At 51.8% G+C, this 18,581-nt stretch carries 13 protein-coding genes; 4 read left to right on the top strand and 9 right to left on the bottom strand.

Annotation, left to right across the window (positions count from 1 at the left end):
- The first annotated feature begins 19 nt into the window (after positions 1-19).
- Positions 20-1,039, top strand: a complete 1,020-nt coding sequence (locus GPK83_RS03885) for a GGGtGRT protein (RefSeq protein ID WP_021904832.1) — start codon at positions 20-22, stop codon at positions 1,037-1,039.
- A 101-nt stretch (positions 1,040-1,140) separates the two neighbouring features.
- On the opposite strand, the gene GPK83_RS03880 is transcribed toward GPK83_RS03885, so the two are convergent.
- From GPK83_RS03880 to GPK83_RS03860, 5 genes are all read right to left on the bottom strand, one after another.
- Entirely contained in the window at positions 1,141-2,532 is a 1,392-nt protein-coding gene (locus GPK83_RS03880) for an MATE family efflux transporter (protein ID WP_215704054.1), read from the bottom strand.
- A gap of 269 nt (positions 2,533-2,801) precedes the next feature.
- Positions 2,802-4,196: an NADPH-dependent glutamate synthase gene (gene gltA, locus GPK83_RS03875; RefSeq protein ID WP_015553564.1), complete on the bottom strand. Its 1,395-nt coding sequence runs from the start codon at positions 4,194-4,196 to the stop codon at positions 2,802-2,804.
- A gap of 22 nt (positions 4,197-4,218) precedes the next feature.
- On the bottom strand, positions 4,219-5,103 hold the full coding sequence (locus GPK83_RS03870; RefSeq protein WP_215704053.1) for a sulfide/dihydroorotate dehydrogenase-like FAD/NAD-binding protein: 885 nt from the start codon (positions 5,101-5,103) through the stop codon (positions 4,219-4,221).
- 469 nt (positions 5,104-5,572) lie between these two features.
- Entirely contained in the window at positions 5,573-6,091 is a 519-nt protein-coding gene (locus GPK83_RS03865; RefSeq protein WP_021904835.1) for a dihydrofolate reductase, read from the bottom strand.
- Between the two features lie 127 nt (positions 6,092-6,218).
- Positions 6,219-7,145: an MBL fold metallo-hydrolase gene (locus tag GPK83_RS03860; protein ID WP_215704052.1), complete on the bottom strand. Its 927-nt coding sequence runs from the start codon at positions 7,143-7,145 to the stop codon at positions 6,219-6,221.
- 203 nt (positions 7,146-7,348) lie between these two features.
- Here GPK83_RS03860 and GPK83_RS03855 point away from each other — a divergent pair, with 203 nt between their 5' ends.
- On the top strand, positions 7,349-7,969 hold the full coding sequence (locus GPK83_RS03855; protein ID WP_215704051.1) for a hypothetical protein: 621 nt from the start codon (positions 7,349-7,351) through the stop codon (positions 7,967-7,969).
- Between the two features lie 212 nt (positions 7,970-8,181).
- Here the strand turns inward: GPK83_RS03855 and addA are convergent, their stop codons facing one another.
- Both addA and addB read right to left on the bottom strand, forming a co-directional pair.
- Positions 8,182-11,853: a helicase-exonuclease AddAB subunit AddA gene (gene addA, locus GPK83_RS03850; protein WP_215704050.1), complete on the bottom strand. Its 3,672-nt coding sequence runs from the start codon at positions 11,851-11,853 to the stop codon at positions 8,182-8,184.
- A complete protein-coding gene (addB, locus tag GPK83_RS03845; protein ID WP_117552576.1) occupies positions 11,853-15,401 on the bottom strand; it encodes a helicase-exonuclease AddAB subunit AddB in 3,549 nt (1,182 codons plus the stop codon). The genes addA and addB overlap by 1 nt, the downstream gene beginning before the upstream one ends.
- 287 nt (positions 15,402-15,688) lie before the next feature.
- Here addB and GPK83_RS03840 point away from each other — a divergent pair, with 287 nt between their 5' ends.
- Complete coding sequence (locus GPK83_RS03840) at positions 15,689-16,165, top strand: hypothetical protein (RefSeq protein ID WP_015553573.1); 477 nt, start codon at positions 15,689-15,691, stop codon at positions 16,163-16,165.
- A 54-nt stretch (positions 16,166-16,219) separates the two neighbouring features.
- Here the strand turns inward: GPK83_RS03840 and GPK83_RS03835 are convergent, their stop codons facing one another.
- Positions 16,220-16,402 carry a hypothetical protein gene (locus GPK83_RS03835; protein WP_215704049.1) on the bottom strand — a complete coding sequence of 61 codons (183 nt, stop codon included), beginning with the start codon at positions 16,400-16,402 and terminating at the stop codon, positions 16,220-16,222.
- 106 nt (positions 16,403-16,508) lie between these two features.
- Here GPK83_RS03835 and GPK83_RS03830 point away from each other — a divergent pair, with 106 nt between their 5' ends.
- On the top strand, positions 16,509-17,459 hold the full coding sequence (locus GPK83_RS03830) for a transporter substrate-binding domain-containing protein (protein WP_117472096.1): 951 nt from the start codon (positions 16,509-16,511) through the stop codon (positions 17,457-17,459).
- Between the two features lie 233 nt (positions 17,460-17,692).
- Here GPK83_RS03830 and GPK83_RS03825 read toward each other — a convergent pair whose 3' ends face one another.
- The gene (locus GPK83_RS03825) at positions 17,693-18,562 is read right to left on the bottom strand and encodes a YitT family protein (RefSeq protein WP_021904845.1); all 870 of its coding nucleotides are present in this window, start codon (positions 18,560-18,562) and stop codon (positions 17,693-17,695) included.
- Between the last annotated feature and the right edge of the window lie 19 nt (positions 18,563-18,581).

The raw sequence follows: 18,581 nt of genomic DNA, 5'->3' as shown, positions 1-18,581 counted from the left end.
ATGGAAGAAGGAGAATAAAATGGCATTATTTGAATCCTATGAGAGAAGAATTGACAAGATCAATTCCGTATTAAACAGCTATGGCATCGCATCCATCGAAGAAGCTGAGAAGATCACAAAGGATGCTGGCCTTAACGTATATGATCAGGTAAAGAAGATCCAGCCGATCTGCTTTGAGAACGCATGCTGGGCTTACACGGTAGGCGCTGCGATCGCGATCAAGAAAGGCTGCCGCCGTGCCGCAGACGCTGCTGCTGCGATCGGTGAAGGTCTTCAGGCTTTCTGTATCCCGGGTTCCGTTGCTGACCAGCGAAAAGTAGGTCTTGGACATGGTAACCTCGGTAAGATGCTCCTTGAGGAAGAGACCGACTGCTTCTGCTTCCTCGCAGGACACGAATCCTTCGCTGCTGCTGAGGGCGCGATCGGTATCGCAGAGAAAGCAAACAAGGTTCGTAAAAAACCGCTCCGCGTTATCTTAAACGGTCTTGGAAAAGATGCGGCACAGATCATCTCCCGTATCAACGGCTTCACATATGTTGAGACAAAAATGAACTACTATACCGGCGAGGTTGAGGAAGTATTCCGCAAGTGCTATTCCGCTGATCCGGAAAGCCCGCGTGCAAAGGTAAACTGCTACGGTGCTAACGACGTAACAGAGGGCGTTGCGATCATGTGGAAAGAGGGCGTAGACGTTTCCATCACCGGTAACTCCACAAACCCGACACGTTTCCAGCATCCGGTTGCAGGTACATACAAGAAGGAATGCGTAGAAAAAGGCAAGAAGTACTTCTCCGTAGCATCCGGCGGCGGCACAGGCCGTACCCTTCACCCGGATAACATGGCAGCAGGTCCGGCTTCCTACGGTATGACAGATACCATGGGCCGTATGCACTCTGACGCACAGTTCGCAGGTTCCTCCTCCGTTCCGGCTCACGTTGAGATGATGGGTCTGATCGGTATGGGCAACAACCCGATGGTTGGTGCGACAGTTGCTGTTGCTGTTTCCGTACAGCAGGCTGCTGATGAAGGTAAGTTCTAAAAAATCCTTATTTTATGGGACTTTTAACTTAAATATAATATTTAGGGAGAGCATCGCTGCTCTCCCTTTCTTCATACATATTTTCACTCAAAAATCTATATTCAGGCCACATTCCGCGGTTCTTTATCCGCTTCCGCTGCTTTTCCTTTCAGCTCCTTCAAAATCCCAAGTACGATCACCGCTCCCAGCACAAATGTCAGAGCATCCGCCACCGGCTGGCACCACTGCAGCCCTCGGATTCCAAACCGGACCGGAAGAACGAACAGGGCCGGGATCAGGAACAGTCCCTGACGGCCTGCAGCGACGAAGGACGCCCGGAATCCGTATCCGATGGTCTGGGTCAGCATGTTGGACATAACGATCCAGGCGGAAAGCGGCAGGGTAAGGCACTGGAACCGCATCGCCCAGGTTCCAATCTCGATCACGTCAAGATCCTCCTTCCGGAACACCCGCATGATCTGCGGCGCGCCGATAAAGCTTACAACCGCCAGTGTCATCAGAAATACCGCTGAAACCTTCACACAGAACCAGAAGGACTCCAGCACACGGTCATACCGCTTCGCTCCGAAGTTGAATCCACACACCGGCTGGAAGCCCTGCCCGAATCCGATCATGGCGGAGCCGATAAACATCATGTAGCGGCTCACGATCGAAAGTGCCGCGATTGCCGCGTCCCCGAAGGGGTTTGCCGCAAGGTTTAATGCCGCAGTGGCAATACTTGCAACGCCCTGACGGCAGAGGGATGGGATTCCTCCGTGGAGGATCTCTCCGTAGAGTGAAAGGGAGAGTGTGATCTTTCCCGGCTTTAAATGGACACAATCTTTTCTTAATAAGCTCTGGAAAAACAGGATCCCGAAGCTGATGCACTGGCTTATCGCTGTTGCCAGCGCCGCGCCGGAAATTCCGAGGTCCAGACCGAAAATAAAGATCGGGTCTAAAATCATATTTAAGATTCCTCCGGTGGTGATCCCGATCATGGAGTAAACCGCCAGTCCCTGAAATCTTAAAAGGTTATTCATGGATAATGCTCCCGTCATCACCGGAGCCGCGATCAAAATGTATCTGGCATAATCCTTCGCATATGGCGCGATGGTATCGGTAGCTCCTAAAAGCCGCACCACCCGGTCAAGATTCGGCAGGCAGATCAGCGCAAACAGAAGTCCCACAAAAATTGCGGAGTAAAACCCCGTGGAGGCGATCCGCTCCGCTTTTTCCGTATCCCGGCTTCCGAGGACTCTCGATAGATAGTTTCCGCTTCCCATTCCAAGGGTAAATCCCAGGGCCTGGATCATGGACATCAGGGAATAGCTGACACCCACAGCGGCCGACGCGCTGGTGCTGATCTGGCTCACAAAAAAGGTGTCCGCCATGTTATAGATAGATGTCACCAGCATACTGATGATCGTTGGTACCGCAAGGCTCGGGATCAGCCGTGAAATCGGTGTCTCTGTCATTTTTATGTAGCGCTGTTCCTGGGTCATGGGACTGCTCATGTTCTTTTTCCTCCGTTTTCTCTATTTCCTATACCGAATTGCTCCGCACTGCGTGCTCCCACGTCTTCGCTTCGCTCCGGCCGGGTCCCAAGGTCAAAAATCCTCCTACAGGCAGGCTCGCGTCGGACTTCTGACCTTTTGCCCCCGGTATAAGCATAAAGAGCCGCCAGCGGAAGAATCCCCTTCCAACGGCAGCTCTCTATATAATTATGATTTACGCACCCGCAGCCGGACCACGTCAGCGGACCCGGTATACGGCCTGCTTTTTATTATTCTGCTTTCTTACCGCTCAGATACTCATGGATTCCGCGTGCTCCTGCTTTTCCTGCCTCCATGGCGAGAATTACGGTAGCGGCACCGGTTACGGCATCTCCGCCTGCGAATACACCCTCGCGGGATGTCTGGCCATTTGCCTCATCTGCAACGATGCATCTGTGCTTGTTGATCTCAAGTCCACCTGTTGTGGAGGAGATCAGCGGGTTCGGGGAAGTACCGAGAGCCATGATGACGGTATCGACATCGATGGTGTAGTCGGAACCTTCGATCTCTACCGGACGGCGTCTTCCGGATGCATCCGGCTCGCCGAGTTCCATCTTTCTTACAGTCATGCCCTTTACCCAGCCCTTTTCATCGGTCAGGATCTCCGTCGGGTTTGTTAAGAGGTTGAAGATGATTCCCTCTTCCTTTGCGTGGTGAACTTCCTCCGCTCTTGCCGGAAGCTCAGCCTCACTTCTTCTGTATACGATATGAACCTCCGCACCGAGACGGAGAGCGGTTCTCGCTGCATCCATCGCAACGTTTCCACCGCCGACAACAGCAACCTTCTTTCCTGCTGCGATCGGAGTATCGTAGTCATCGCGGAACGCCTTCATCAGGTTGCTTCTTGTGAGGTACTCGTTCGCGGAGAATACGCCGTTCGCGTTCTCACCCGGGATTCCCATGAATCTCGGAAGTCCGGCACCGGAACCGATGAAGACTGCCTTGTAGCCCTCCTCGTCCATCAGCTCGTCGACCGTTACAGACTTACCGATAATTACGTTTGTCTCAATATCAACACCGAGCTTCTTCACATTCTCGATCTCCGGCTGTACGACACCCTGTTTCGGGAGACGGAATTCCGGGATACCGTAGGTTAAAACTCCACCCGGCTCATGAAGAGCCTCGAAGATCGTTACCTCGTAGCCAAGTTTCGCGAGATCACCTGCACAGGTAAGACCGGACGGACCGGAACCGATGACAGCGACCTTGATGCCGTTTGTCTTCTCCGGCTTCTCCGGAACGACACCGTTCTCTCTGGACCAGTCAGCTACGAAACGCTCGAGCTTACCGATGGAGACAGCCTCGCCCTTGATGCCGCGGACACACTGGCCCTCGCACTGGCTCTCCTGCGGGCAGACACGTCCGCAGACAGCCGGAAGCGCGGAGGATCTGCCGATGACCTTTGCAGCCTCTGCGTAATTTCCTTCTTTTACTTCTTTTACGAATGCCGGGATATCGATCTTAACCGGACATCCCTGTACACATCTCGCGTTTTTGCAGTTTAAGCATCTGGACGCCTCTGCGACTGCCTCTTCTTCATTATATCCATAGCAGACTTCCTCGAAGTTCGTTGCGCGAACCTTCGGCTCCTGCTCTCTTACCGGGACTTTTTTCATTCCATCCATGTCATTTCCTCCATATCACCGATCATTCGCTGCAGTTACCGCATCCGCCGTGGTGGGTATCGCCCTCACGGAGTTTTAAAAGTGCACGGCCTTCCTCGGTCTTATACATCTGCTGACGTTTCATTGCTTCGTCGAAGTTTACGGCATGTCCGTCAAATTCCGGTCCGTCTACGCAGGCGAATTTCACCTTGCCGTCTACGGTCACACGACAGGCACCGCACATACCGGTTCCGTCTACCATGATCGGGTTTAAGCTTACGACTGTCGGAATCTCAAGTTCTTTTGTGAGAAGACATACGAATTTCATCATGATCATCGGTCCGATCGCAACGCAGACATCGTATTTCTTACCCTGATTGTTGACAAGATCCTTGATGACCTCGGTAACCATTCCCTTGTGTCCGTAAGAGCCGTCATCTGTTGTCACATAGAGATTTCCGGCAACAGCCTTCATCTCCTCCTCAAGGATCAGCAGATCCTTTGTCTTGGATCCCATGATGACATCAACATCGATCCCATGTTCCTTTAACCATTTTACCTGCGGATATACCGGAGCTGTTCCGACACCGCCCGCAACGAACAGATATTTTTTCTTCTTTAATTCTTCAATGTCTTCATTTACGAAATCGGACGGGTTTCCAAGCGGTCCGACAACATCGCGGAAGGAATCCCCTGCCTGTAATGCGGACATACGCTCTGTGGACGCGCCCACTGTCTGGAATACGATGGTGATCGTCTCCTTCTCACGGTCATAATCACAGATCGTAAGCGGAATGCGCTCGCCCTTCTCATCCATCTTCACGATCACAAACTCACCCGGTTTGCAGTTCGCGGAAATTCTCGGGGCTTTTACGACCATCAGATAGATCTTATCTGCAAGCTTTTTTGCCTCTAAAATAGGGTACATATCCCATACCTCCTGTTTCTTGGGTCTTTCTGCGCCTGAGCTTTGCGGCACAGAAGTCATACGATTGCAGCACAATAACTGCTTTCTCATCCATCACACACTGATTGCAGATCCGACTCCGATTCATTTTCGGATATCAGACCATTCACACACACTTATTGCCCGCTGTTCTTGCAGCAATATGGCAATATTAGAGATATTTTATCATCTTTTGCCTGGATGCGCAACATAGTTTCCTTTATTTTTCTGTACTTCTGTATCACTTTCCTGTAACGCAGTGATTATTTGTAACTGTTCAGTAGTTCTGCGCACTTGCTGCGCTGACCGTAAGAAAACATAGACTGGAAGACAAAAATCCCATCAGCGAAGCTGATCTGGAATGGATTTTTGCACGTAACTAGGAAGGTACTGAATCGTTACGATTATTTTCACAAGCCCACTTCTTTTCTGCAGCTGTACCTGACAATTTCTAGACTTCTCCCAGTTCCAGCGCTTTCTTTCCAGTCCGCTCATATCTGCGGAATTCATAGCAGAGATCAAAATATGTCTGCTCATCGCTGTCCGCTGTAACTTCCCAGTCCGGGTCTTTATCCAGGTTCGGAAGCCAGGTGTCCGCCATGTACTCGTAATCGATCCATGTGATGTGGGCTGTGTCGCAGTACGGGAGGAATGCCTCGTAAATTTCAGCGCCGCCAATGATGTAGATGTCCTCCGACTTGAACTGTTTTAAGAATTCCATGGCATCCTTTAAATTATGAAAGATCTCGCATCCTTTTACTTTGTACGCCTCATCTCTCGTGAGGACCACATTTTTTCGTCCTGCCAATGGCTGTCCTGCCGGAAGACTTTCCAGTGTCTTTCTTCCCATGACGATCACTTTTCCCTTTGTCTCCTCACGGAAAAGCTTCTGGTCATCCGGGATCGTCACCAGGAGTTTTCCTCTGTTTCCAATGGCCCAGTGTTTATCTACTGCCGCAATGATATTCATGGCTGTTTCCTCCTTTATATCCTGCCGTTTCGTAACTGTTCCGTACCTTCGCCTGCTGAACCTGCCACCGACAGTTTTTTCCTGGTCCACGGCAGCAGTTACGCTGTTTATTACATTGTTTAACATTTTATCGTTCTGGATCCGCGTCATTCATGCATTCCCGCCGGATGACCTTCAATGTCGCCGCCGCGTTTAAGAGAAACGCAAAATCCGGCTGTTCTTCCTGCTTTACGCCTTTATGGTATGTTGCGAGCATGATTTTCAGCTGCTCTTCCTCTGTGGGGTATTTCCTGATGATCTCAACGATCTCATCTTTTGTCCGTTTTAATCCCGCTTCCAGATAATCCCATACCCGGTCCGCGGAAAATTCTTCCTTCTTTAAGCCCGGAAGCAGCGCTGTCCCTGCGTCCTCCGGTGTCAGAATCCCTACATGGGTGATGAATATCCTTTTTGCTCCCGCATGGCGCAGCTTTTCCAACGCGTCCAGAGACATCTGATACCCTACAAGATAGCATGGCATGTAAACCCCGCTGGTGGTCACACCCACAGTCTCACTCGCAAAGATCACATCATGGTCTACCATGTAGGACAGGGAACATTTCGTGTGTCCCGGTGTCTCGAATACCGTGATCTTATGATCACCGAAATCCAGGATATCTTCCTCTTTTACGACCTTGTCTACCACAAGATCTTCATCCCGGTAGTCCGGGGCTTTTGTAAGTCCAACTCCCTGCGCTGCCGCGTCAGAGAGCTCACGCATCGTCTTTTTCGCCGACGGCTTTTCCAGGATCTTCTTTGCGTAAGCACTTCCATAGACCACAAGATCCGGCCATTCCTTTCTGAGAAACGGGACACCGGAAATATGGTCATAATGGGAATGGGACAGGAGAACCGCGTCTAACGGCCTGTCTCCCAGTTCCCGTTTTATATTTTTGATCATTTTGTCCGCAGAATATGCCATTCCAGCGTCAAAGAGCACGTTTTTTTCTCCCTTTATGAGGTAAGCTGCCCGGCTCGCGTCTCCGCAGACGCAGACGATATAGTCGTTTTTCATTTTGTCCTCCGTTCAACCGGCACACGCCGAAGTCCATTTTTTTTCGAATCCCTATTATAATGAATTTCTCTGTGATTGGCAAGTTTTCATCTTGTGTATACAAAAAAAAGCCGTTATAATGGGAATGCATCCGGCGGTGTGGACGGTGCTCAGAAGCACCGGACTGCTTTTTCGCCAGACTTTAACCAAGGAGAGAACACATTATGATAAAATTTGAACGCACAAGCGTCATGAACTTTGAAAATGCCATGCGCGGAGCAAGAAACCCGATGAACAGCTGGGGACGTATGGACAGCAGCTATGATGAGGACGGAAACTTTGTCTTTGGACCGAACGATCTCGATCTTGCGAAGCGTCTCCGCATGGCTGGAAGCGACCACAGAAAGTTTATCCGCCAGATCTTTGTATCCGTGGATATTACGGCTCCGCTCTACTGGTGGAAGGAATATGACACCTACAAAGTGGCGACTGTTGCAAACTCCACAAGCACCATGCATAAAATCCACTCCAAGCCGTTCGACATCGATGATTTCAGCCATGACCATATGACTCCGGACACTCTCGCTTACATGCAGACCGTTGTAGACCGCCTTGAGCAGATCCGTCTGAAATACATGAACGAAGGAAAAAATAAGGAGGACTGGTACGACATGATCCAGCTTCTCCCGTCCAGCTACAACCAGATGCGCACCTGCACGATGAACTATGAGACACTCGTCAATATTTATCATGCGAGAAAGTCTCACAAGCTTGTGGAGTGGCATACCTTCTGCGACTGGATCGGGACTCTGCCGTATGCAAAAGAGCTGATCATTGCGGACTGATTTTTTTGTGATAACTTCATAACTTGAAAAAGAATGTACCTTGGCACATTCTCGCACCTCGCGCGGTCGCTTGCGACAATCTACGTCTTCGCGCGAGTACGCATCTTTGTGCCTTTTTATGTAACAGGGAATTCCTCTGAATTTCCTGTTACATAAAAAACCGCTGCCCGGCGCCTTAGTTATGGTGCCGGGCAGTTTTTGATCATATCTTATCATAAATTGATCGGGACCGGAATCTCTTTCTGCAGCGCCAGAGAGTAGATCACGGCTTCCTTCACCTTTTTCCCGGTGATCTGGGCAAGTGCCTTTGCGTAGTAGAAGAGCTGGATCTGGTAGCGGTCCAGAAGTATATTCTCTCCGCCTTCTTTTACCCGGTCTGTCTTGTAATCCACAAGTACGAGACCGTCATCCTCCTCGAACCAGGCGTCGATGATACCCTGTAACAGGATCAGCGCATCGGAATCCGCCTTGTTCATCTCCCGTGCAGGGATGCCCACCACAAACTGGCTCTCTTTCTGCAATTTTCCGTTCCGGTCCGCCTGTTTCATGCGGGCTGCAATATCTGAGTGGAAAAACTTCGTCAAAACGCCCGGATAAACCATATCGATGGCGGTCTCCTGCATCCGCTTTTCCTCACGGATCCGGTCGAGTTCTTTCACGATATCATCGTAACCGGAAATTTCCGCGAAGTGGATCAGCTCCAGGGCACGGTGGTAAGCGGTACCGCGGTCGGAGGCACTCTTTATTCTGGCTTTTTCTTCGGCCGCTGTATCAGACACTTTATCAATAATTTCTGAATCTTCTTTTTCCCTGACGTTCTTAATCAAAAACGCACTCTCCGCGTCATCCACGAACTGCCCCTGTTCCTTAAGCTCTGAAACCGACATCTTTGCGTGCAGCGCAAGGTCCGCCGCGTAAGGATATTTTACCCCGATGAGCCCCGGAATTTCCTCCGGCTGCGCTTTCCGCAGCTGTTCCAGTTCCAGATAGATCTTTGCCTTCTCCTCCTGGTTCTTCGCCTCCTCCACGAGAAGGTCCTTCACCGGAACATTCTTCACATCGAGGGTGTTTTTCGCCCCGTTTGACGCCATCAGGATCCAGTCCAGATAGGAGGATGCCGCGCTTAAGATCGTAAACGGCAGCGCGCCGCCAGCCGGGATCCCACCCCATTTTTCCAGCTTGTTGTCCATATACTTGTCGCCTGCGGTAATGATCAGTTTTTCCTTCGCACGGGTCATGGCAACATAGAGGATACGAAGCTCCTCGCCCATGTTTTCCAGATTTGACCGTCTCGCCAGGACATTTTTCTTTAACGTCGGTGCCTTGACCTTCTTCTCCGGGTCGAAGAAATCCGCTGCGATTCCAAGCTCCTCGTCGATCAGGATCCGTCCTCTCGCGTCCTGTCTGTTGAATTTCTTTCCGCATCCGGCTAAGAACACCACCGGGAACTCCAGACCTTTGCTCTTGTGGATGCTCATGATCCGCACCGCGTCGTCATGTTCCCCGGAGCGGGAAGCCTCACCGAAGTCGGTGTTGTATTTTTTTAACTTCTCGATGTACCGGATAAAGTCGAAAAGTCCCTGATAACTGGTCTTCTCGTAATCTTCCGCTTTCTGCACCAGCATGGCGAGGTTCGCCTGCCTCGTCTTTCCTGCCGGCATGGCGGCGGCGTACTTGTCGTACCCGGTGAGGTCGAAGATCCGGTAGATCAGGCGGGAGACCGGGAGGTACATAGATTCTTCTCTCAGAGTCGTCAGGAGATTTTGGAATGCTGCCAACTTGCGATAGATAACCGCATCTTCCTCCGATTCCCCGTGTTTCTCCAAATATCTTTTCACCGCCCCATAAAATCCAACGTCTTCCCCGCGGTCCGGATCTTTCTTGAATTCCGCCATCACGATGGCCAGCTCCCGGTCCTTCATGCCGCCGATGGGCGACTTTAACACACCAGCTAACGGAATATCCTGCATCGGATTGTCGATGAGCGCCAGCATGTTGAGCACGGTCTCCACTTCCACCGCCGTGAAATATCCGGTCCTGGAATCCGCGTAGGCGGGGATCCCTGCTGCCCCAAGGACACTTAAAAATTCCTCGGACCACCCGGAGAGACTGCGGAGCAGGATCACGATGTCCTTCTTCTTTAACGGCTCATACTCCCCGGTCTTCCCGTTAAAGATCTTCATCCCGTGTTCCGGGTCCGTGAGTTTTTTGACCTCCCCGGCGATAAGTCTCGCCTCCGCCTCCTTCGCGGTATAATCCGCCTTCTCCTCGTCCATGCCGTCAAACAGCGGATCCCCGGTATTTAAAAGCAGGACCTCCGTCTTCGCCTGACCGTCCACCGGCAGTGCCGGAAATTCCGCCCCCGGATACAACGCCGCGTCATCCGTGTACTTAATATTGCCAAGCTGCTTCGTCATGATCCGGTAGAACACGTCATTGATGCTGGAAAGCACCTCCGGCCGGCTTCGGAAGTTCTTGTGGAGCTCAATCTTCTGGTACAGCCCGTCCTCTTTCCCGTAGGACTCATACTTTTCCAGAAACAGCTCTGGTTTCGCGAGACGGAACTTATAGATGCTCTGCTTCACATCACCCACCATAAACACATTCGGCGTCCCGAACCGCTCCCTGGAAACACAGCGGATCAGCGTCTCCTGGACCTCGTTGCTGTCCTGGTATTCGTCCACAAGGATCTCCTCGTAGATCTCCGAGAGTTCATCCGCCACCAGTCCCGGCTTATGATCCAGGCTGCCTCCGGTGAGGACTTCCAACGCAAAATGTTCCAGATCATTAAAATCCACCAGGTTTTTCCCCTCCTTCGCCTCCTGGAATTTCGCAGAAAACTCCTCCGCAAGCTCCAAAAGCATCAGGATCGGCTCCCGGCAGGTGTCGAGATCCGCGAACACCTCATCGATATCTCCTGGAAGGTACAATGCCTTCATCTTCTTGATGCCGTCCTTTGCGAGGTTCCTGTAGGCCGCTGCCTGTTCTTTCTTCTCCGGGTCCACATTTTTTCCCCGGACAGCCGCCAGCCTTCCAAACTTCAGCTCCTCAAGGCACTCCGCAATCTCCCGGTAAGTCCCGGCTTCCCTGAGTTCTTCCATTCCCCGGATATCTTCCGCTAACATCGGTGCATATGCCTGGGGACCGTCTTCCTCAGCCGCGAGATCCGCTGCCTCGTAAAGTCCGTCTAAGAATTCTTCCGCCTGGCGTTTCACATCCTGGATCAGATACTTCATCCATGCGGTCTCCTCCATAGGATCCCCATCTTCACCGGTTCCGCCAGCCCAGAGTTCCTTCCTGCAGGCCGCGATCCACTCCCCCGGCCACGGATTGCTCTGGGAGAACTCCCATACCTTTAAAATATACTCTTCCAATCCACCGTCTGTCCGCCCTGTGGCGTAGGTATCCACAAACTTTATGAACCGCTCATCTTCCCTTCCGTAATATTCCTCCAGAAGTTCCTTCATCACATCGGCTTTTAAGAGCATCAGCTCGCCTTCGTCCGCCACCCGGAATCCAGGATCCAGGTCCAGCTCGTGGAAATGTTCCCGCAGAAGGTTTAAGCAGAAGCTGTCGATGGTGGTGATCTTCGCGTGGTGGATCAGCGTGTTCTGGCGCTCCAGATTCTTATTCCCCGGATCCTCGTCCAGAAGCTTTCCGAGTGCCGTCTCCACACGCTCCCGCATCTCCGCCGCCGCCGCGTTCGTGAAGGTCATGACCAGCAGCTTATCGATATCCACCGGGTGTTCCGGGTCCGTGATCATGCGGATGATCCGCTCAACGAGGACCGCCGTCTTTCCGCTTCCTGCTGCCGCCGAGACAAGGAGATTCCGGTGTCTCGTCTCAATGACTTTTTTCTGCTCGTCTGTCCACTTTGTCGCCATTACAGAATCTCCTTTCCGTCATTTTCTTTTCCAGGCGATTTCTTTTTCCCGCTTTCTATGCCCTCTAAAGTTTTCTTCTTCGTTTTACCGGGATCCAGCTGTACAGGATCGACCTTATCTGCAGCATCTTCCACTGCACCGGAATCCATCTCTTCCCCATCTTCTTCCTGGTCGATCTCCTTCCAGATCTCCTGCGCCTTCATAGGCTTAAATCTCCGGAATCCATACCCATCAGTTTTCAGATCAAACCCACACACACTGTGGTACGGACAGTAATCGCACGCCGTCCGGTTCCCCTGCTTGTAGGGATCCACTGCCACATTTCCATCCAGAATCTCCTCGCCCATCTCCCTGAGCTTCTGATTTACATAATCTGTCAAATGGGCAAACCGTTTTCCTCCAGCCACAGAGGACTTTAACTCCTGCACATACCCGTCCTTCAGTGCCACCGGGATCACATCTGATTCCTTCTCGATCTCCCGGTCCATATGCCGGATCACGTCGAGACTGCTGTTCACGAGACCATTCATGCGGAGCTTCCTTAAGATTCCCGCCTCGATCTCCTCGTCCGTCATTCCGTCCTCCCGGTCGATCACAGGATCATCGATATGGTAATAGAAGATTCCCGCCGGAACCGCCTGTTTCCCCGGATGCCGGCTCTCCTGGAGCTTTAACGCCGCGTCCATGTAGACCACAAGCTGGAGCTGCAGCCCATGGTACAAAAGCGCCAGGTCAAAGGACGTGCTTCCCGACTTATAGTCCATGATCTTCACATAGATCTTGTCCTCATCCTCAAACACGTCCATGCGGTCGATCCGCCCGCGAAGGTTCACGGCTTCCCCATCCTTCAGCGGGATCCGCGTGCTCACATCCACCTCGAACGCCTCCGGCTCAAAATCGCCCTTCCGGATCTGGTAGATCAGCGCACGCACCGTCCGGTCCGTGATCCGCTCCACCTTTTTTTCCAGGTAGGCGTTTCTCGCGGAACTCTTCATGATCGTGTTCCGGTACTTCGCGGAGACTTCCTCCACCGCCCGCTTCACGAGAGCTCGCCGCTCCGCGTCCGTGATGGTCCGGAAATCCTTTCCATGGTCACGCACATTGCGGAAAAAGGTGTCCAGGGACTGGTGGAACAGATTTCCCATGTCGGAGAGGTCCAGCTCATACTCCCTTCCCGCCCGGAGCCCAAGTCCATGATTCAGGAAGTGGGAGTAGGCGCATCCAGCGTAACCTTCCATTCTCGTCACACTGCCCCTTAAAAGTGTTCCGTAGAGCTCTCTCGCCGCCGCCCGGCCGATGCCGCCTTTCTTATAAGAATAGGCCACGGCTTTCGCGAGATCTTCCATCTCCTTCGCTTTCGCCTCATCGGAAGACAGGAAACTGTAAAGCTCCCGCGCCTTCTCATTCTCCGGATCCATCAGCCGGTCCGGCTCCTGAAGCCAGGAAAGTATGGCTCTTCCCGCCGCCGTCACAGAAACATCCGGTCGTTTTTCCGCTTCCGTCTCCCGGATAAAGAGGTCCGGGAACCGTTTTTTCATCTCCCCGATAATTCCGGACGGCCGTGTCTGTTTTCCCTCCGCCGTCACCGTCGGGTAAGATAAGATCAGCTGATCCGACGGCTTCGTCATCATGAGATAGAGGTAAAATCGTTCCATAAAGCCCTCTTCCCTGGCCGTTGGTGCCAGCTCCATAGAATTCTTCTTTAGGATCTCCCTCTCATTGTCCGTAAAAAGACCGCCTTTCGAGTGGTCCGCCGGAACCACGCCCTGGCTCACACCGAGGAAAAAGAGGACCTTGATCTTATCGAGTCTCGTTCTCTTCAGGTCACCGCAGACCACCCGGTCCGCCCCCGCGGGGATCATTCCCACAGAGAGCTCCAAAAAGCCCGCGGAAAGGATCTCCGCGTACTCTCTCCTTGACACGCACTCATCGCCCAACAGGCCCTTAAACTTCTCGAAAAGCTCGATGACAAGACCATAGATCTCCTCGTACTCCCTCGCCTCCCGGTCCATACCGGAATCCGCGAACCTCTCCGAAAACTGTTCCAGCTTTTCCTCGGCTCCCAGGATCTCCAGGAGCTCTTTTAAGGCATCCGTCACTACCGCCACCGGAACTCCCCGTCCGGCGCAGCGCTCCCTTAAAACACGGAGCGGTTCCATGATCTTCTCCCGGAACGCATTCATCTCCACAAGATTTAAATTTTCTCCGCCCTCAAAGGTCTTCTCCCACGCCGCGTCCCACTTCGCAAATCCCCGGATCCCCATGGCCCGCACATAGATCTCCAGCCGGTCCACGGCCTCCGTCTCCTCTGTCACGAGCCCGGTCCTCAGATACCGGAACATGCTCTCATAGTCAAAGCCCTTCTGCAAAATATCCAGGGCGCTCTGGATCAGCCGGATCAGCGGATTTCCCGACACATCCCGGTTTTCATCTAAGAACAACGGGATCCTATTCTCTTCAAAGCTTCTCGTGATCTCCCGGCCATATCCCGGAAGATCCCCGCAGACCAGGGCGATATCCCGGTAGCGGTACCCGTCCTTTTTCACCAGCTCCTCGATCCGGTTCGTGATAAAGTCAATCTCATCCGCCGGGTCCTTTGCCTGAACCAGCATAATCTCCCTCTCTCCGCCGTAGTACCGGGTATACGGATAGCGGAAAAACGTCCTCTCAAGATGGTCAAGAGCCGGGCTGTTCCGGAACCGAACAAGCGGGCGTTTGGAAAAGACGAGGTCCTGGTAAATTTTCGCCCCGTTTTCCTCCGCCAGCTGTTTCAATTTTCCTGTCATTTTCCGGCTCATATCAAAAAGATCCGTCTCATCCGACTCTGCCGTAAGATCCATCCCCGGCTCCATCGTCGCGGACACCGTCACAAAGACATTCCGGCAAAGTTTCAGTAAAATCCCGATAAGCCGGTACTGGACCGGCGTAAAGCCCGTGTAGCCGTCTAAAACCATGGTACTGTCCTTCAAAAGTGCAGACTGGTCCGCCACCTGGCAGAGCACATCAAGAAGTTCCTCCAGCGTGATATATTTCTCCTTCGTAAACTCCCGGAACGCCTCAAAGATCACTTCCATATCCGAGAGCTTCGCAGCCAGAATCTGTCCCACATGTTCCCCGGCTGTCTGCGCCTTTAAATCCTCCGGAGTCGCCCCGTACTGGTAGAGCTCCGAAAGCATGGACTTGATCTCACTGATAAATCCCGGGCGGTTTAAGTGGGAGGAAAACATGGTGAGCTCGTCCATCTTTTCCCCGGCAAGCTTTCTGAGGACCATATTTTTGCCCGTATCGTCTAGCACCTCCGGCTGCGGCAGGGAGAGCTCCGAGAAGATCCGGTAGGCCAGGCGCTCAAAGCTCACGATGTCGATGTTCAGCGTCCCGTGGTTCGGGTGGAGTCTCACGATCTCCTTCTGGGCCTGCATCGTCGCCTGCTCCGGCGTCACCACAAAAAACCTGCCCTCCGGTTCCTTCGCGGACAGCTCGATGATCTTCCTGTATATATATTCTGTTTTTCCGGCACCGGAACCGCCGGCGATGATGCATAATCCCATGTTATCCTCCTGCTATATGAAAAAGAATGTGCCTTGGCACGTTTCCACACCGTGCACGCTCTTCTGTGACCGTCTGCGCCTTCGCGCGGTATGCGCATCCGGACACTCGGAACATATCATTCTCTCTCAACCGTATATGCTCCGAAGAGAATTGTCAAGTTCTTTATCGCGCAGCTACCGGAGTCGGATTTTTCTCCTACGTCTCTCCTATCGGCTCCGGGATCATGAATCTTTTTCCTGCAGTTCTCATAGAATATACAAAATATTTCGTGAAAAGGATCTATTCCATGAGTTCAAAAACAAAGATCATCGTCCTCAGAATGAAGGAGATCATCTACACCGCACTTTTTATCGGTTTTGCCATCGTCCTCATCATGCTCTTCCTCTTTATGTTCCGCCCGAAGAAGGACAACATCTCCGGGAGCACGGCAGACCAGACCGCCGAGAACGCCTCATCGGCCGCTCCTGCCTCCGCTACATACGTTCCGGGACTTTATTCGTCCCCCATCGTTTTGGGCAGCGAGAACGCCAATGTGGAGGTCACAGTGGACCGTACAGGGATCCGCTCCGTATCTCTCGTGCCTTTGAGTGACTCCGTTGAGACTATGTATCCCCTGATGGCACCCTCCATGGATTCCATTGCGGCGCAGATCCTGGAAAACCAGAGTCTTGAGGGGCTGGAGTATCCGTCCGGATCCCAGTATACCTCCATGGCGCTGGTGTCGGCGGTGCGGACGGCGCTTTCCAAAGCAGTTGAACAGTAATATTGAATCCCGGTGATTTCTATTCTGAGACCACCGGGTATTTTTTGTTACAGTTCAGCCATGCGCTGGTTTGAATGAGAAAGTGTGTTGCAAGCTTGCTTGCATAAGCACTTTTTCATCCAAATCAGCATATGGTGGAACCACCAAGCTTCTTGTTTTCATGAATATGGAAACAAGAAGATGTAATGACTGAACTGTAACATTTTTTTCATATTTTTTTAATAACCTACTTGACAAATCGATTTTCCTCCTGTATACTCTTCACCATGATAACAATTTACCACGCTAAATCAGAATCTTGTTAACACGATAAATCAATCAGCATACAAGGAGGAACCAATCCATGAAGAAATTAAATCAGCTTCTCATCTTAGGTACAACACTTTTATTATCCGCTGCGGCACTCACCGGATGTTCCGGTTCCTCCGCAATGGGCGCTACGATCCCGCAGACAACTTCCGGAGAGACAGCAACTCCTCAGACAGACGCAGGAATCATCGCATCTGAGACCACCGGTTCCAACAACCGCCTGAACGAGATCTTAGAGCGCGGATACATCGAGATCGCAACTGAGCCGTACTTCGCTCCGAACGAATTCATCGATCCCACAAAGAGCGGCGAGGAGGCCTACACAGGTTCTGATGTCGAACTTGCAAAGTACATCGGTGAGGCACTCGGTGTTGAGGTCCGCTTAAAACCGATGGACTTCACAAGCGTTCTCGGAAGCATCACGACCGGAAAATATGATCTCGCGATCTCCGCCTTAGCCTACACACCGGCAAGAGCTGAGACCATGAACCTCTCCAAGGGTTACTATTTCGGAGACGAAGATCCGCAGACAGCATACGGCATTCTGGTCCGCAAGGAAGATGTTGACAGTATCAAATCCTTCAACGATCTTGCAGACAAGGTGGTCGTTGCCCAGAATGGTTCCCTTCAGGAGCAGTTCGTACAGGAGCAGATCCCGGCTTACAAAAAATACAACCGTGTTTCCTCCACAAACGATGGTTTCCTGATGGTCGAGACCGGAAAGAGTGATGTGATAGTCGCAGCCCTCAGAATGGCAAGATTATATCTGGAATCCAACCCGGACAGCAATCTTGTGATCGTCCCGAACCTGTATTTCAAAGTTGATCCTGAAACACAGGGAACAAGAATCGGTATCCCGAAGGGTGAGGATGCCCTCACAGACCGGATCAACGAGATCATCGACGAAGTCGTTGAGAAAGATCTTTACAATCAGTGGTACGACGAGTATACGGAGTACGCGAAGAGCCTTGGCATTATCGAATAATTCGATCCTTTGATATCCCCAGCGGCCGCGGTCAGGCCGCACCCCTTCACCGGTACCTTCCCCAGGTGCCGGAACCCCTTGGTCATGGGAGGTTCTCCCCATAATATCTCATGACAAAAAAGACGATCCGCAATTACCTGGCGGTTCGTCTTTTTTGTTCCGTCTTATCTGCCGCAGACACACCCGCGGGATCTGGTGATCCGGTCTGTCCTGCCGCATTCATTTGTTTCTTCCTACACTTCCCAGTCAGAATCCAGAAAACCTTCCCCGTAGACTTCCTGAGCCTCAGAGACGATCATAAACGCTCTGGGATCGATATCATAGACGATCTTCTTCGCCTTGTAGAACTGCTTTCTGTCCAGAACACAGATCACGGTCTTTCCATCTTCTTTCCGATAAGCTCCTTCGCTCTTTAAAAAGGTACAGCCGCGCTCCAGCTCATCCATCAGCTCATCAGCGATCTCCTTCGGTTTTTCTGTAATGACCGTTATCATGGTGCTCTTATTCATACCATAAAGGATCACATCGATCACATATGTTCCCACCACCATGTTAATGAGTCCATAAAGACCGGATTCGATATTCCGGAATACCACCATGGAAAGCAGGATGATCACAAGGTCCGTCGCCATGACCGCTTTTCCGGTCTGCATGTGCGGACAATACTTTTGTAAAAGCTTTGCGGCGATATCGCCTCCGCCTGTGGTAGAGCCGCGCATGAATATAACGGCAAGACTGATTCCGATCAGCACTCCGCCGAAAAGGCAGGATACCATCTTATCGCCGGAATACACCGGAAAATACGGTGTCACCAGACCATCCAGAATCACGGTCATGATCGCAACTGTCTTCAGTGTTTTGATCGTCTTCTCCTTTCCCAGATAGATCCAGGACGCGATCAGAAGCGGAATATTGATCAGAAATGTCAGGGTACCGATTGGGAGATTCGTCAGACGGTTTAACAGGATCGCCATACCGCTGGCACCTCCCGGCGCGATATCGATATTGTTGATAAAGCAGTGGAGTGCGACGGCCTGTACAAAACCGCCCGCCACATCTGCCAGAAGATCCAGAGCAAGCTCTTTTTCCCTCATCTTTTCCATAAGATTATCCCCCTTATAT

The organism is Clostridium sp. MCC328 (assembly GCF_018785465.1).
GTDB classification, from domain to species: Bacteria; Bacillota; Clostridia; order Lachnospirales; family Lachnospiraceae; genus Pilosibacter; species Pilosibacter fragilis.
Note: the sequence above shows the minus strand (reverse complement) of the source record. Positions and strands in the feature narration are given on the sequence as shown.